Raw genomic sequence first — 14,451 nt, forward strand, 5'->3', positions numbered from 1 at the left:
TGCAAATTGTGTAAATTATTCATCTAAAAAAGAGGCTAACACGATAAAGTGTTAGCCTCTCTCAAGTTAAAATAGTCTGGTAATTCTTCTCTGCAGCTTTTTCATTTGACGCTGTGACATTAGGTTGTTTCTTTGAACAAGATTATAGGCAGCCATTCCAGCACCGAATGCCATGGCTGTAGTTATCATTTTTTTCAATCCAATCACCTCGTTACAATATATTGTTTATTTTGTTAAACAGCTAGTTTGCAACGATGGGTCAGCATCATTTAGGAAAGATATCGGCGTTCTTCTTCTTCAAATAAATCATCAAGCGAACTCAATGTTCCATCTTCCTCAACCTGATGGGTATTAATTACACCATTAGATATGGTTAGCTCAATAAAGCAGCCCCAGCAATAATATTGACTGATTCCAATTTTTCCAATATCTTTACTTTGGCAATTAGGACATTTTAACATGGAGCAGACACCTCACTCTTTAACGTTAACAATGATAGCGTCCTTTCCAATTGCAGGGGGAGCCTCGGTTTTTACCACGCGTTTTCCTTCCAGCATATCTGAAAAAAAGCCATCCGATAGTTCGTACCCTACAATTGTCCCCACTTCTTCTTGAAAATATACATCCTCTAATAACCCTAGCCGTTCCCCTTCTCTTGTCATCATCATTTTCCCAATTAGCCGGTTTTGGCTATCAAAGGTGTATTCATCCAATTTCTTTATCGGCTCAAGAACCTGCTCGGTTTCAACCATGACTCCATCCCATCCAAATGATGAAACATTCTTCACTTCAAGTAAAAGAGATTTTTTGAAGAAAGCGCCCTTTCGAACAATTAAGCCTGTAACGACCCCACCACTTGAAATGCTTATATCAAAAACTTCCCCAATTTTTGTTCCACTTTCTATTTCTATAACTGGGAGTCCTTTTAATAGTGAAAATGTCCGCAAAAGATGTCCCACCCTTCCGGAACATTTATAGTTTGCGTTTTCTTTCATCTAAAAATAAGGTGTATCACTTACCAATCTCCCCAGTAAAATCATATATGAAAATTTGTTATTTCTTGTTATACCTCGGCTTATTAAACCTTTCATTTCGTTCCCCAGCATCGGAGAGCTCTTCAGAAAATTCCATTTCCTGTTTACCTATCGCAAGCTTAGACGATTTAATTTCTACCGCTGTCATATTATTATTCGGAGCTGCTTCCTCATTCCATTTGCCCATCATAATACCTCCTTATTAGAAAAGCGGAAGCGCCTCGCTCACCCCCGACAAGCACAAGACGAGCCTCCCGGAAAGGTGTTCTTTATCTTTCTGGGAGGATTGGCTTGTGACCTCGAGGGGGTAGGCGCTGTAGCTAGACAATATCTAAATAAAAAGCTAAGGAAAGAACAGTCTTTTATACTGCTCTTCCCTTAGCTTCTTTCGGTTTCCATAAAATCATACGGCGTGATATTTTCCATTCCTATTAATGGATCTACCTTCATTAGCACTTCATAAGTTGGAAGTTCATCATCAGCTTCAGATTTATCAACTGCAAACGAGTCCAAAATGGTCTCCTGCAGCCTTTCAGTTAGAGTAGTAAGCCTCGAGAGCTCATCTGTTCTTTCAACTCCTAATCTAAATGCTTCTTCTTCACCACATAATATGAGAAATTGTTTACTGCGGGTAATAGCCGTATACAATAAATTTCTTCGCAGCATACGATAATAACTTTTCACAACAGGCAAAATCACAATCGGAAACTCACTTCCCTGTGATTTGTGGACAGAACAGCAATAGGCAAGGGTAATTTGATTTAAGTCTTGACGAGTATAAGTTACTTCTGTTCCATCAAAAGACACAATAATCATATCCTGTTTTTCCGTATTTTCCTTTGCATATAAAATAGAAATAATTTCACCCATATCCCCGTTAAAAACATGACTTTCAGGCTGATTGACAAGCTGGAGAACTTTATCGCCTATACGGTATTTAACATCCCCAAACGCAAGCTCTTTTCGACTTCCGTCAGGATTCGGATTGAAAATCTCCTGAAGAATTTCATTCAGCTTATCAATTCCAGCTGGACCCCTGTACATCGGTGCTAAAACCTGAATATCCTTTGCTGTATATCCCTTTTTCTTAGCATTTAAAACAACTTTTTCTACGACAGTTGCGATTTGCCCTGGACTGCATTGAAAAAATGATCTGTCGGCTTGCTGTGCGGTCACATTCATCGAAAGCTTTCCCTTTTTCATTTCATGGGCAAGCTCGATTATCGAAGATCCTTCAGCTTGACGGTATATGTCAGTTAACCGAACAGTAGGAATTCTCTCAGACTGCAGCAAATCCTTTAGAACCTGGCCCGGTCCCACTGATGGAAGCTGATCCTCATCCCCAACTAAGATCACTTGCAAATTTTCCGGAAGGGCCTTGAAGAGCTGATTGGCTAGCCAAATATCAACCATGGAGGTTTCATCCACGATTAAGATTTTACCCTCCAATAAATTTTCTTCACCACGATCGAATCCCTCTGTTCCATTCCACCCAAGCAGTCTGTGAATAGTGACTGCAGGCAAGCCTGTGGATTCCGCCATTCTCTTAGCTGCCCTTCCTGTTGGTGCTGCTAAGAGAAATGGGAAGGGCTCCTCCTTCTTGTAATCTTTAGGATCTAATGAACAACCATGCAGTTCCGCATATAATTCAACAATTCCTTTAATAACTGTTGTTTTTCCTGTACCTGGGCCACCCGTTAGTATTAGCATCGGAGACATAAGCGCCGTTTGGATTGCCTCTTTCTGTGTCGGCGCATATTGAACCTTTAGACGTTCTTCTAATTTTCCAAGAGCCAGAAGAAACTCAGATTCCGGGAATTGTTCATGATATTGAGTTTGCTTCAATAATCGTTTAATATTTGTAACAAGTCCTTTTTCAGAAAAATAAAGGGAAGGCAAATACAGCCTTTGCTCCTCGACCATGATTTTCCCCTCTTCTTGAAGCTTTATAACTTCTTTGGAAATATCATTGAATTCAATTTCATCTCGCTTATTTTCCTCTAAAAGTCTTTGCGTGCTTTGAAGAAGATCCCTTGCTTCTACGTATACATGCCCAGCCTGCATGCTTTCCATTTCTAATATGTAAAGGCAAGCTGCTCTAATTCTTGCTGGGTGATTGCCCGATATTCCGAGCTTATATCCAAGCTCGTCTGCCCTGCCAAATCCAATTCCCTCGATATCCTCAACGAGCTGATAAGGGTTTTTCTGGATTGTTTCGATCGTCATCTCTTTATAGACTTGGTAGATCCTCATGGATATCTGAGGACCAAATCCATATTGATTTAAAGCAATCATGGCCTGCTCAATGCCTTGATGCTGCATGAGTGTATCGTATAAGGACTTCGCTTTTTCAGGAGGCAGTTTTGGGATTCCATCAAGAAGGGACGGTTCATTTAGAATTCTAGTTATTGCATTTTCTCCCAATATTTCAACGATATTTTCGGCTGTTTTTTTACCGATGCCTTTAAATAATTCACTGGAAAGGTAATTAACAACGCCCTGTTTAGTCTGAGGGATATCTTTGCGATAATGGCTAGCATGAAGCTGAACTCCAAATTTAGGGTGTTCTTTCAAATCTCCGTAAAAAATATATGTTTCCTGCTCATGCATTTTCGGAAAATATCCTGTAATAACTGCTTCTTTATCTTCATAATGATGATTCGTTTCGTCCACTCGAATCCGTAAAACCGTATATAAATTTTGTTCATTATGAAAAATGGTTACAAGATGCCTGCCTTTCATATACTTCTTTTCCTGTTCCGAAAATAAATCTAAAGTCCCCTGCAACTCCTGCTTATCCATCGCTCTGCCTCCTTTCCCCCATACTTCAATTTCCTATTGAGCCGTTCCTTTTTCAATTAACTTTTTGCCGTATCCTGCCAATAGATGGTCTGGCTGAATTTCTAGTGCTTTTTCGAAATAATGCAGTGCTTGTTCTTCCTCTTCCTTGAATCCATATGCGACACCAAGATTATAATAAGCATCTGAATGGTTCGGATCGATTTGAATACATTTCTTAAGCTGAATAATAGATTCATCGATAAAGTTTTCTTGAGCCAAGCATAAGCCATATTGAAACAATGCTTCAGCATCATTTTCATTTAATTCTGTGCTTCTTTGTAAATAGGGCAAGGCTAATTTTCCTTGTTCCATCGCTATTAAAGATAATCCAAGCATAAAATAATTATCACCGGATTCCATTCCCTTTTTCATCGCGGTTTCAAACATATTCTTTGCTTCTTGAAAATTTTGAAGATCGTATTGCAGGTTTCCTGCACTATAATAGGCTGCAGCCGCATTTTCATCCAACTTAATTGCTTTTTCATAAAACTTTAATGCTTTTTCCGTTTCACCTACAACGGATAAGACATTGCCAAAATTAATATAAGAGGTCGGGTCTGAAGGATTTTCTTCAATGGCTTCCATAAATACCGTTGCCGCCTCTTCCCATTTTCCTTCTTCCATATATTGAATACCTAATTGGTTTATATCCATATTAAATTCACTCCGTTCCATTTAGAAGTATAGCATATTCTTTAAAGTTTCAAACGAGAAAAAAGGGCTCATCGACTCTGTTTTAACAGAACCGAAAGAGCCCTTACTTCATGATTAGACTAATTTATCCGACATAATCAAGTCGCTTTCCGTCTTTGAATACTTCATCAATCGTTCCGCCGCCTAGGCACTCATCTCCATGATAAAAAACTACTGCCTGTCCAGGAGTTATCGCTCTAATCGGTTCATCAAAAATGACTCTTACTTTGTCATCCCCAAGCAGCTCAACAGTTACATCGTTATCAGGCTGACGGTATCTAAATTTAGCTGTACATTTAAAAGTTTTCGGCTTGTCTTTGTCCGATACCCAGCCAATGTTTACGGCTGTAATAGAGTGAGAATAGAGCTTTTCATTGTGGAACCCTTGACCGACAATCAGAACATTTCTCTTCAAGTCCTTTCCAATTGCAAACCAAGGATCACCCGCTCCACCGATGCCTAATCCATGCCGCTGGCCAATTGTATAATACATCAGACCATCATGTTTTCCCATTACTTTGCCATCGAAGGTTTCCATATTGCCAGGCTGAGCTGGTAAATAACCTCCAAGGAATTCCTTGAAATTTCGTTCGCCAATAAAGCATATTCCTGTACTATCCTTCTTTGTCGCTGTAGCAAGATTTGCCTCAATAGCAATTTCCCTGACCCTAGACTTTTCAATATCGCCAATCGGGAACATGACTTTTTCTAGCTGCGCCTGTCCAAGCTGGTTTAGGAAATACGTTTGATCCTTATTCTCATCAATGCCTCGAAGCATTTTATATTCTCCATCGCGGAAATCGACTCTCGCATAATGTCCTGTCGCCAAGTAATCAGCACCGAGCTTCATAGCATGCTCAAGAAAAGCTTTAAATTTAATTTCTTTATTGCACATGACATCAGGGTTCGGAGTCCGACCAGCTTTATACTCATCTAGAAAATAGGTAAATACCTTATCCCAATATTGCTTTTCAAAGTTAACAGCATAATAAGGTATCCCAATTTGATTGCAGACGCGAATGACATCATTATAATCCTCAGTTGCTGTACAAACACCGTTTGCATCTGTGTCATCCCAGTTTTTCATAAAAATCCCAATGACATCATACCCTTGTTGTTTTAACAATAGGGCTGCAACTGATGAGTCTACACCGCCTGACATCCCAATAACTACCCTTGTATCTTTAGGCTCTTTTTTCATGTAATTTCACCACGCTTCTATACAAAGTTTCTATGTTGTTAATCGCTTAACGATTCTTCCTGTTTCTTCCGCAACCTTTTCAATTTGTTCCAAAGTATTGAATAGGCCAAAACTAAAACGAATGGAATTTTGAATGCGCGGATCATCCTTGCCAAACATGGCCACAAGAACATGTGATGGATCGATCGAGCCTGCTGTACAGGCCGAGCCGCTAGATGCACCAATGCCTGCTAAATCAAGATTCACAAGCATTGCTTCAACATTCGTTCCGGGAAAGCTTAAGTTTAAAACATGAGGCAAAGAAAAATCAAGCGATCCGTTTTGTATAAACTCTATATGTTGATCTAAGAGCTTTTTCATAAAAGCAGACTTAAACTTCAGGTATTCTTCCTTCTTCGTTTCCATCTCCTGCTGAGAGATTTGTACAGCCTCCAAAAATCCGGCAATGGACGGCACATTTTCAGTACCAGCTCGTCTTTTTCTTTCCTGCTCACCGCCAAAAAGCCGTGGTGCGAGTTTAATATCTGTATTTGCATATAAGAATCCAATCCCTTTTGGTCCATTCATCTTATGTGCCGAAACGGACATTAAATCAATTCCGCATTCCTTGACATTGATTTTTTCAAGACCATATGCCTGAACTGCATCTGTATGAAATATCGCAGGATGTTCTTTTAAGATTTGGCCAATTTCCTTTATTGGCTGTATCGTTCCAACCTCATTATTGCCGTACATAATCGTTACAAGAATTGTATCATCTCTTAAGGCTTTCTCGAGATCCGCTAAAGAAATTCTCCCCTCTTGATCAACTGGCAAGTAAGTAATTTCAAACCCAAGATTCTTCAGCTGCTCGCAAGTATGAAGGACAGCGTGATGCTCAATTTGGGTTGTAATAATATGTTTTCCTTTATGCTGACTAGAATGGGCAACGCCAAAAATTGCATGGTTATCCGCTTCTGTTCCTCCGCTCGTAAAAATGATTTCATTCGCTTTTGCCCCGATACTCTTCGCAATTTCTTCCCGAGCCTCATCGATAATATGGCGGGCACCTCGGCCAAAAGAATGAATACTGGAAGGATTGCCAAATTCAGCATTCATAACCTCCATCATTTTATCAATTACCTTTGGGTGCATCGGAGAAGTTGCTGCATGATCAACGTAAATCCGCTCCAAATTTTTCACCTTCTTAATTTTATACTCCTTAGCTATTATCTGCGACTTTTTGGATATATCCGTTGCTTCGCAAATGAATCCGCTGCTTTCGTAAATATTTAAGCTACAGCTACATTTTTACTCTTAAATATAAAACATATAGCCGTCTGTATCTCCATCATCTTTATAATTAGCTAGATCTTCAAGTGTTGTATTATCCAGCACATCTTTCACTGCATCACGTATTCTCATCCAAAGATGTTTCTTCGCTGGCTCCTCGTCTTCAATTCCTTCTACAGGACTTATCGGACCTTCCAAGACACGTATAATGTCTCCTGATGTTATATTTGCTGGAAGATCTCCCAAAATATATCCGCCATAAGCTCCTCGAATACTCTTTACTAAGCCTGCATTCCGTAAAGGAGCAATTAGCTGTTCCAAATAATGTTCAGAAAGATCATTCGTCTGAGCAATCGATTTTAAAGAAATAGGACCTTCTCCATGCTTTTTAGCCAATTCCATCATAATCGTTAAACCATAGCGGCCTTTTGTCGATATTTTCATTAAATAACACCTCTATCTTTATCATTTATAGCAGTCACTGCATTTTTCCCTTTCATTTTAACTAAAAATCGATCCGTCACTTTTTGGCATTGCGGCAAAGCAATACCTGCAATTGGACCAATTGAAATTCCGATAACAATTGTTCCCCAAAAAACAGGTCCTCCGAGCTGCCAGCCAATTAATAGCACAACAATTTCCATACAAAGCCTAGCATGGGCAACTTTCCAGCCTGTTTTTGATGTTAAAGCAATCATGAGGCTATCCCTTGGACCTGCCCCAAATTGTGCCGAAATATAAATGCCCATTCCGTAACAGCAAGTAATAATTCCGCAGATAAACATCATGATTTTCCCTGTAAGTGAGGATGGGGTTTGCATAAATGGGAGCATAAAATAAAAATCCACAAATAAACCAAATAAAACCATATTTAAAAAAGTACCCATTTTCGGGAACTCCTTTAAAATAATAGATGATAAAGCCAAAATGGCGAATCCGATAATTATAGACCAGCTTCCAATAGTAAGCCCGAATTGATAGTATAAGCCTACATGAAGGACATCCCATGGTGTTGCACCTAAATCAGCAAGAATTAACAGCACAACCCCAAGAGTCATTACGAGCAGCCCTACTATAAAAACAATGAATCTTGACCCTATTTGACCCCTTTTTTTCATGTTCACCTGTCCATTTCTCCCCATAAGTTAAGCTTATTCTTAGTATATAGATAGACTTTTGTTATTATAGCATATTTAATAATGATAATCATTTTGTGATTCCTATAATTATGGTATGTTTATTAATATTGTTCCTTCGTTAATTGGATTAGAAGTTTTGGAGTGATGAAATTGAATATAAAGCCATTAGCATTCCGAATGAGACCGCGGACGATCGAAGAAATCATTGGGCAAGAGCATCTTGTAGCAGAAGGAAAAATTATTAATCGAATGGTGAAAGCTAAACAGCTGAGCTCGATGATTTTATACGGACCTCCTGGAATAGGCAAAACATCCATTGCCAGTGCAATTGCCGGAAGCACCCGTTTCGCTTTTCGAAACTTAAATGCTGTTACGAATAATAAAAAAGATATGGAAATCGTTGCTGCCGAGGCAAAAATGTCCGGAAAAGTGATACTGCTCCTTGACGAAGTACACAGGTTAGATAAAGGGAAGCAAGATTTCCTTCTCCCTTTTTTAGAAAATGGGATGATTACATTAATTGGTGCCACGACAAGCAACCCTTATCATGCCATTAATCCAGCGATCCGCAGCCGCTGTCAAATTTTTGAATTAAAGCCTTTATCAGTTGAAAATATTAAAGAGGCCTTGCTCCGAGCAATCGAAGATAAGGAGCGAGGATTAGGAGAAAAACATGTTCAGGTAACAGAAGAGGCACTTACGCATTTCTCAACTGCCTCGAACGGAGATGTAAGAAGCTCGTTAAATGCTTTAGAGCTGGCTGTTTTATCAACTGAACCTAATAGCGAAAACATCATCCAAATTGATTTAGCGGCAGCTGAAGAATGCATGCAGCGAAAAAGCTTAACTCATGATAAAGATGGGGATGCTCATTACGATGTTCTCTCTGCATTTCAGAAATCGATCCGGGGAAGCGATGTCAATGCCGCTTTGCACTATTTAGGAAGATTAATTGAAGCAGGGGATTTACAAAGCATTAGCAGACGATTACTAGTAATCGCCTATGAAGATATAGGACTTGCTTCACCTCAAGCCGGTGCAAGAACGTTGGCGGCGATTGAAACCGCGGAAAGAGTTGGTTTTCCAGAAGGGAGAATACCACTTGCCAATGCAGTTATTGAATTATGCTTATCACCGAAATCAAACTCAGCGATAATGGCTATCGATGCGGCTCTTGCCGACATTAGGCATGGCATTAGCGGGGAAGTTCCAGATCACCTTAAGGATGCCCATTACAAAGGGGCAAAAGAACTTGGCAGAGGCATTGATTATAAATATCCCCACGATTATGAAGGTGGCTGGGTTAAGCAGCAATACCTTCCTAATAATATTAAAAATAAAGTTTATTACCAGCCAAAGAAAACCGGCAAATTTGAGCAGGCTATATCTGTCATTTACTCTAATCTCCAAAAGTAAAAAAAAGATGAAATCAGCTATTTTTTTGATTTCATCTTTTTTTATTTATCGGCCTTTTTATCCTAAAGAATATTAAACATGACTATGATGGATGCTAAAGTGTTTGCACAGCCATGAAGCAGCCAGCTTGACACAATAGAGCCCTCTGATTGCTTCTCATTTAACCACCCCATTAACCAACCAGCTATTCCTGTAATGAGTGTGATAATAACTGTCCCCCAAAAACCTGCGTAAGAAAAAAGCAAAATCCCATGCAGAAGCCCAAATAATAAACTTTGTACTCCATTTCCGACTTGTAATCCAAATTTGTGAACTAATCTTTTCATAAAAAATCCTCTAAAAAAAACTTCCTCTGATAATCCCGTCTGTAAAAAAGCATAGATTAAAGCTGGAATTAATGCATCGATGCCCTTTCCAGAAAATTGGGCTGTTGCCAAAACTGATTGGTCAACAAAATAGGGGATAATAATAAATGACGGAATGGATAAAAATATTATTGTAGCTATAAATGTAATCACATATTTCCTTTTGTTATGAATAATAGGCTTTTTAAAACCTACCCATCTAAAAAAACTCGTTTCTTTCCTGCCAAAAATCAACCACCAAATAAAGGGGATGATTGAGAGTAGCGATACTTGTAAAATTGCAGTAATAAGAGAATTTATTATTTGCATAAGATAACCTCCTATATACTTTAAGCAGCTACATCCCTTTTCTTGAATACGTAGAAAGCCACTGCTTGAAATAATGCGAAATATAAAACTAACATGATGACAGAGAAGCCTAATGTCATTCCTTCAACCATTGGAGATCCTTCAAAATATTGCAGTAAATCAGTGTTTGCAAATAATAAATATTTCGCCCATTCATACTTCATTGAAATAAGTCTAGTCACCTGTCCCCCCATGAATAAAAGGAATAAGGATAACCCAATCGCTAGGGAACTATTTCTAAATGCTGCTGAAATCATAAAGGCCATCGTAGCAAGCATCAGCATATTGATTGATTTAAGACCGTAATAAGAAATTAAATGAGCAAGCATGCTTTGTTCAGACACTTTCCCGTTAAAATAGTTTAAATATGGGGTAGGGTGTTCTGGCAATCCGAATAGAATCGCTCCTAGACCTGCTGAGTAGACGAACAATAGAAGAAGGGTAAATAAACCGAATATCAAAACTGTTAAATACTTTGCCAGTAAAATCTTTCCTCTTTTTATCGGTCTGATTAATAACAGCTTAATGGTTCCCCAATTAAATTCACTTGCGACAATTCCTGCTGCAATAATGATTGTAAATAAGCCAACAAATTCAATTGTCTGGGAAGCATCAATCACAAATCCCCAGACTGAATAATCTTCATTCGGAGAAATATCATGGTCGATTCGATACGTATTGATCGCTATTTCTCTTTCATAATGATCCTTCATTTCTCTAGGTGCTGAACTGCCCATTTCTTCTAACTGCTTTTTATAACTGTCATTCTGAACTTGTAGTCCTCTTTTCCATTCTGTGTTATCCGGTACAGACCCTTTCGTTTCCTGATATTTAATAAAGCCGCCAGCTATCGTTGTGACTAAAAGGAGAATTCCAATCATGACATACGTCCCTGGACGCTTAAATATTTTCATCCATTCATTTTGTATTAGTCTAAACATGCTCAACCACCTCCTTGGAAGTCACTTCTAGGAATCGATCTTCTAGTGTTTTTGTCATCTCTTTTATTCCATAAATTTGTATTTCATTATTAACAAGCTCTTTTACTATAACTGGAACAGCCTCTCTTTTTAACGGAACCGCAATGCCATTCTCAATCAGCTGCACCTGTAGATCAGAGTATAACTCCCTTATTACAAAACTTGCTTTCTCCTTTTCATCGACTTCAATCTCATAAACCTTTTCATTCCCTTGGACAAAATCGCTCATAAGCTGTACATCAATGAGCTTTCCTTTTTGGATAATGCCGATACGGTCACACATCATTTCCATTTCAGATAAAAGGTGGCTTGATACGATAACTGCCATATCCCTTTCCCTGGCAAGCATTCTTAGATGATCCCTGATCTCCCTTATTCCGGCCGGGTCTAATCCATTGGTCGGCTCATCAAGAATTAATACCTTTGGATCATGGAGAAGGCATTGAGCAAGTCCTAATCTTTGTCTCATCCCGAGAGAATAAGTTTTCACCTTGTCATGGATTCTATCTGTCAGACCGACAAGCTCAACAGTCTCATTTATTTTTTCCTTCGTTACTCCCTTAGACATTCTTGCATAATGGACAAGGTTCTGATATCCGCTCATAAATTTATACATTTCAGGGTTCTCAACAATGGCACCTACATGAGTAATGGCTTTTTCAAAATCTGTTTTGATACTGTGGCCGAGGATTTTGATATCACCAGATGTAATCCCAATTAACCCCACTATCATCCGAATGGTGGTTGTCTTTCCGGCACCGTTTGGTCCAAGAAAACCAAACACTTCTCCTTTATTCACATTAAAGCTCAGAGAATCAATGATTGTTCTGCCTTTAATGGTTTTTGTTACGTTTTGAATTTCCACAATGGCTTTCAATTACTTTCCCTCCCATCCGAAAATGTCTTTTTCATCCATTCAATGATGGAAAGACCTTCAGTTTCTCTCAATTCCTCTACATGATGACGGGCGATTATTTTCCCATTTTGAATAGCAAGCACTTCATCAAGTAAAGGCTCAATTTCATCAATTTCATGTGTAGCGATAATCACGATTTGGTTTTCAAAATCAATATAAGAGAGCAATCCCTTTACGATTGAATCCCTTACCATTGGATCAAGGCCAGAAAAAGGTTCATCTAACAGCAATACAGATGCTTCCCTTGCTAAAGCAAGAACAAGCTTTAAACGGCCGCGGTTTCCTTTTGACAACTGCTTAATTTTTTTATTCGGATCCAAGTTCATAAATTGGAGTAATTCTTCCGCCCGTTCCATTCGAAAATCTGCAAACTGTGTAGCATAAAAATTGATCATATCCTTTACCTTAAAAGACTGGTAGAACATATCAAGTTCCGACAAATAGGCTACACTTCCCGCAATTCTTCGATCAGATGCTTGCCCATTCACAATTACCTTCCCAGCAGATGGGAGTACAAGACCGGCAATCATCTTCAATGTTGTAGATTTGCCGCTTCCGTTAGGACCAAGCAAGCCATATATTTTCCCGCTTTCAAGCTTAATGGAAACATCATCTAAACCAAGTTCACGTCCATACTTTTTCGTTACATGCTGAAATTCAATCATCCTAATCACCCCGCCTTCCCTTTATAAAAAACTCTAAGCCGGAAACCATTTCTTCTTCTGAAAAGCCAAGCTCCTTCATATTAGTAAAGAAGGCTTCAATTATATCCATTTGCAGTTTGCCTTTTAATTCCTTTATTAGATTTGTATTTTCAGTTACAAATGTTCCTTGCCCGCGTTTCGTCTCCACAATTTCCATCCTTTCTAGCTCACTATAGGTTCGTTGAATTGTATTTGGATTAACACCTGTTTGTATCGCCATTTCACGGACAGAGGGAAGCTTATTTCCAGGCAATAACTCCCCTCTAATGATTTGCTGATTTATTTTATCAACGATTTGCATATATATTGGCTTCGATGCTTGGAATTCTTCTCCCAACACACTACACCTCCACTTTCCGTTCTAATAGCCAAACTGCGATGAGAAAAACGATGACGGCTACAACTGTATACATAATTCCGTTCATAATTGATATTTCAGCCGTATCTACTAATCCTGCTGATGCAGAGGTTTTTTCCGCTTCAAACTTTAAAGTTTTCATTGGAGCTAACTGGATAACACCTATATTTATAAACTTTTTATAAAAAGGGAGGTTTTGAATATAATTACTAGCTGCAGTTAAAACAACCCATATCCCGATTAGGATTGGCCAACGAAATGGCTTAAGTGATGGAACTCCTTTTATTGAGTGATATAAGGACCAGTAAAATAACACCCATATACCTAAATAAATCGAGATTAAAGCAAGGGCCAATCCAATAAAGCCAAGATTAGGCAAAGGTTCTCCAGCAAATTGATTAAAGCTTTCTGCATAGGTGGAATGATTTACTTGCCAATCTGCAATAAGTAAGGCAATTGAAAACGAAATAAGAAAATAAACCGTTCCTGCTGAAAGCTTAGCAAGGAAAAGCTTTACACCATGATTAGGATTGTGCAGCCAAAGTTGTGAATGACCTTCGATATTAAGTGAATTTATTAAGTATGCTGGCAAATAAAAAACATGGCCAACGACAATCATGATGGAAATGATAGGAAAAATAACAGACTCTTCAAAGTAATGCATTAACCCTATACCTGCAATGAAAGAAAAAAATAATATCCCAATCCCTACCATAAACCAGCTTTTAGTCAATTTAATTTCTTTTATGATTAAGCCTTTAAATGCTAACATAGTTCCCCTCCTGTATGAGTGTTCCGGTGTACTAGTCAAATAATACACTGGTACGAATTAATTAGTCAATGCTTTTTACTAATTTTTAGAAAAATGGGCTATTCAGCCAATAAAAAAAGCCCAACATAAGCTAATGGGTTCGGTTGAGAGGTGCAAAACAATAAATAGCAGTATAATTGGGAATCCAATTCGCATATGAATTGGATTCTTTTTATTTGTTGATATATAAGGGTTTATGCATTTTAGCAGTCAAATTAGCATTATAATTCACACTGTAATTAACAACAATTTGTTGGACAACAGACAGTCTACGAAATATGTGTTAAAGTTGATAAATTTATTTTAATTCAAACCACTCAATTAAATTAGAGTGATTTTTTTAAAGGGTAATTGGATATTTATGTTAAACTTT

17 protein-coding genes are annotated in these 14,451 nt (G+C 38.4%); 1 reads left to right on the plus strand and 16 read right to left on the minus strand.

What is annotated here, in order from left to right; translation table 11 throughout:
- Positions 1-66: 66 nt before the first annotated feature.
- The 10 genes from V7164_RS11840 to V7164_RS11885 all read right to left on the minus strand — a co-directional run bounded on the left by V7164_RS11840 (position 67) and on the right by V7164_RS11885 (position 8,159).
- Positions 67-189, minus strand: a complete 123-nt coding sequence (locus tag V7164_RS11840) for a DUF3918 family protein (protein ID WP_335354188.1) — start codon at positions 187-189, stop codon at positions 67-69.
- An 80-nt stretch (positions 190-269) separates the two neighbouring features.
- The gene (locus V7164_RS11845) at positions 270-461 is read right to left on the minus strand and encodes a hypothetical protein (RefSeq protein ID WP_335354180.1); all 192 of its coding nucleotides are present in this window, start codon (positions 459-461) and stop codon (positions 270-272) included.
- 12 nt (positions 462-473) lie between these two features.
- Complete coding sequence (locus V7164_RS11850) at positions 474-947, minus strand: PRC-barrel domain-containing protein (protein ID WP_335354181.1); 474 nt, start codon at positions 945-947, stop codon at positions 474-476.
- Positions 948-1,053: 106 nt separating this feature from the next.
- Positions 1,054-1,224, minus strand: a complete 171-nt coding sequence (locus tag V7164_RS11855; RefSeq protein WP_335344441.1) for a hypothetical protein — start codon at positions 1,222-1,224, stop codon at positions 1,054-1,056.
- Positions 1,225-1,412: 188 nt separating this feature from the next.
- Entirely contained in the window at positions 1,413-3,836 is a 2,424-nt protein-coding gene (recD2, locus tag V7164_RS11860; RefSeq protein WP_335354182.1) for an SF1B family DNA helicase RecD2, read from the minus strand.
- 33 nt (positions 3,837-3,869) lie between these two features.
- Entirely contained in the window at positions 3,870-4,529 is a 660-nt protein-coding gene (locus V7164_RS11865; protein ID WP_335354183.1) for a tetratricopeptide repeat protein, read from the minus strand.
- 124 nt (positions 4,530-4,653) lie between these two features.
- Positions 4,654-5,769, minus strand: a complete 1,116-nt coding sequence (gene mnmA, locus V7164_RS11870; RefSeq protein WP_335354184.1) for a tRNA 2-thiouridine(34) synthase MnmA — start codon at positions 5,767-5,769, stop codon at positions 4,654-4,656.
- Between the two features lie 30 nt (positions 5,770-5,799).
- A complete protein-coding gene (locus V7164_RS11875) occupies positions 5,800-6,942 on the minus strand; it encodes a cysteine desulfurase family protein (RefSeq protein WP_335354185.1) in 1,143 nt (380 codons plus the stop codon).
- A 123-nt stretch (positions 6,943-7,065) separates the two neighbouring features.
- Entirely contained in the window at positions 7,066-7,485 is a 420-nt protein-coding gene (cymR, locus tag V7164_RS11880) for a cysteine metabolism transcriptional regulator CymR (RefSeq protein ID WP_066293052.1), read from the minus strand.
- Positions 7,485-8,159, minus strand: a complete 675-nt coding sequence (locus V7164_RS11885) for a YczE/YyaS/YitT family protein (protein WP_438824082.1) — start codon at positions 8,157-8,159, stop codon at positions 7,485-7,487. Before V7164_RS11885 ends, cymR begins: the two co-directional genes overlap by 1 nt.
- A gap of 177 nt (positions 8,160-8,336) precedes the next feature.
- Between V7164_RS11885 and V7164_RS11890 the strand changes: the two genes are divergently transcribed.
- Complete coding sequence (locus tag V7164_RS11890) at positions 8,337-9,596, plus strand: replication-associated recombination protein A (protein WP_335344451.1); 1,260 nt, start codon at positions 8,337-8,339, stop codon at positions 9,594-9,596.
- A 62-nt stretch (positions 9,597-9,658) separates the two neighbouring features.
- Here V7164_RS11890 and V7164_RS11895 read toward each other — a convergent pair whose 3' ends face one another.
- The 6 genes from V7164_RS11895 to V7164_RS11920 are packed head-to-tail and all read right to left on the minus strand — an operon-like array spanning position 9,659 to position 14,039.
- Positions 9,659-10,270, minus strand: a complete 612-nt coding sequence (locus tag V7164_RS11895; RefSeq protein ID WP_335344436.1) for a CPBP family intramembrane glutamic endopeptidase — start codon at positions 10,268-10,270, stop codon at positions 9,659-9,661.
- Positions 10,271-10,290: 20 nt separating this feature from the next.
- Positions 10,291-11,250, minus strand: a complete 960-nt coding sequence (locus V7164_RS11900; RefSeq protein ID WP_335346542.1) for an ABC transporter permease — start codon at positions 11,248-11,250, stop codon at positions 10,291-10,293.
- Positions 11,243-12,166 carry an ABC transporter ATP-binding protein gene (locus tag V7164_RS11905; RefSeq protein WP_335346543.1) on the minus strand — a complete coding sequence of 308 codons (924 nt, stop codon included), beginning with the start codon at positions 12,164-12,166 and terminating at the stop codon, positions 11,243-11,245. Before V7164_RS11905 ends, V7164_RS11900 begins: the two co-directional genes overlap by 8 nt.
- Positions 12,163-12,870, minus strand: a complete 708-nt coding sequence (locus tag V7164_RS11910; protein ID WP_335346544.1) for an ABC transporter ATP-binding protein — start codon at positions 12,868-12,870, stop codon at positions 12,163-12,165. Before V7164_RS11910 ends, V7164_RS11905 begins: the two co-directional genes overlap by 4 nt.
- A 1-nt stretch (position 12,871) precedes the next feature.
- Positions 12,872-13,246 (minus strand): GntR family transcriptional regulator, encoded by a 375-nt coding sequence (locus V7164_RS11915; RefSeq protein ID WP_335346547.1) that lies wholly within the window; start codon positions 13,244-13,246, stop codon positions 12,872-12,874.
- Positions 13,247-13,250: 4 nt separating this feature from the next.
- The gene (locus tag V7164_RS11920; RefSeq protein ID WP_335354186.1) at positions 13,251-14,039 is read right to left on the minus strand and encodes a hypothetical protein; all 789 of its coding nucleotides are present in this window, start codon (positions 14,037-14,039) and stop codon (positions 13,251-13,253) included.
- Positions 14,040-14,451 lie beyond the last annotated feature (412 nt).

The organism is Bacillus sp. JJ1474, from assembly GCF_036965225.1.
Taxonomy (GTDB): domain Bacteria; phylum Bacillota; class Bacilli; order Bacillales; family Cytobacillaceae; genus Cytobacillus.

What these genes read in the sequence shown, in the direction of transcription:
- mnmA (WP_335354184.1), bottom strand. Translation starts at nt 5,769, where the DNA reads ATGAAAAAAGAGCCTAAAGATACAAGGGTAGTTATTGGGATGTCAGGC.
- recD2 (WP_335354182.1), bottom strand. Translation starts at nt 3,836, where the DNA reads ATGGATAAGCAGGAGTTGCAGGGGACTTTAGATTTATTTTCGGAACAG.
- V7164_RS11900 (WP_335346542.1), bottom strand. Translation starts at nt 11,250, where the DNA reads ATGTTTAGACTAATACAAAATGAATGGATGAAAATATTTAAGCGTCCA.
- V7164_RS11845 (WP_335354180.1), bottom strand. Translation starts at nt 461, where the DNA reads ATGTTAAAATGTCCTAATTGCCAAAGTAAAGATATTGGAAAAATTGGA.
- V7164_RS11840 (WP_335354188.1), bottom strand. Translation starts at nt 189, where the DNA reads ATGATAACTACAGCCATGGCATTCGGTGCTGGAATGGCTGCCTATAAT.
- V7164_RS11895 (WP_335344436.1), bottom strand. Translation starts at nt 10,270, where the DNA reads ATGCAAATAATAAATTCTCTTATTACTGCAATTTTACAAGTATCGCTA.
- V7164_RS11855 (WP_335344441.1), bottom strand. Translation starts at nt 1,224, where the DNA reads ATGATGGGCAAATGGAATGAGGAAGCAGCTCCGAATAATAATATGACA.
- V7164_RS11865 (WP_335354183.1), bottom strand. Translation starts at nt 4,529, where the DNA reads ATGGATATAAACCAATTAGGTATTCAATATATGGAAGAAGGAAAATGG.
- V7164_RS11910 (WP_335346544.1), bottom strand. Translation starts at nt 12,870, where the DNA reads ATGATTGAATTTCAGCATGTAACGAAAAAGTATGGACGTGAACTTGGT.
- cymR (WP_066293052.1), bottom strand. Translation starts at nt 7,485, where the DNA reads ATGAAAATATCGACAAAAGGCCGCTATGGTTTAACGATTATGATGGAA.
- V7164_RS11920 (WP_335354186.1), bottom strand. Translation starts at nt 14,039, where the DNA reads ATGTTAGCATTTAAAGGCTTAATCATAAAAGAAATTAAATTGACTAAA.
- V7164_RS11885 (WP_438824082.1), bottom strand. Translation starts at nt 8,159, where the DNA reads ATGAAAAAAAGGGGTCAAATAGGGTCAAGATTCATTGTTTTTATAGTA.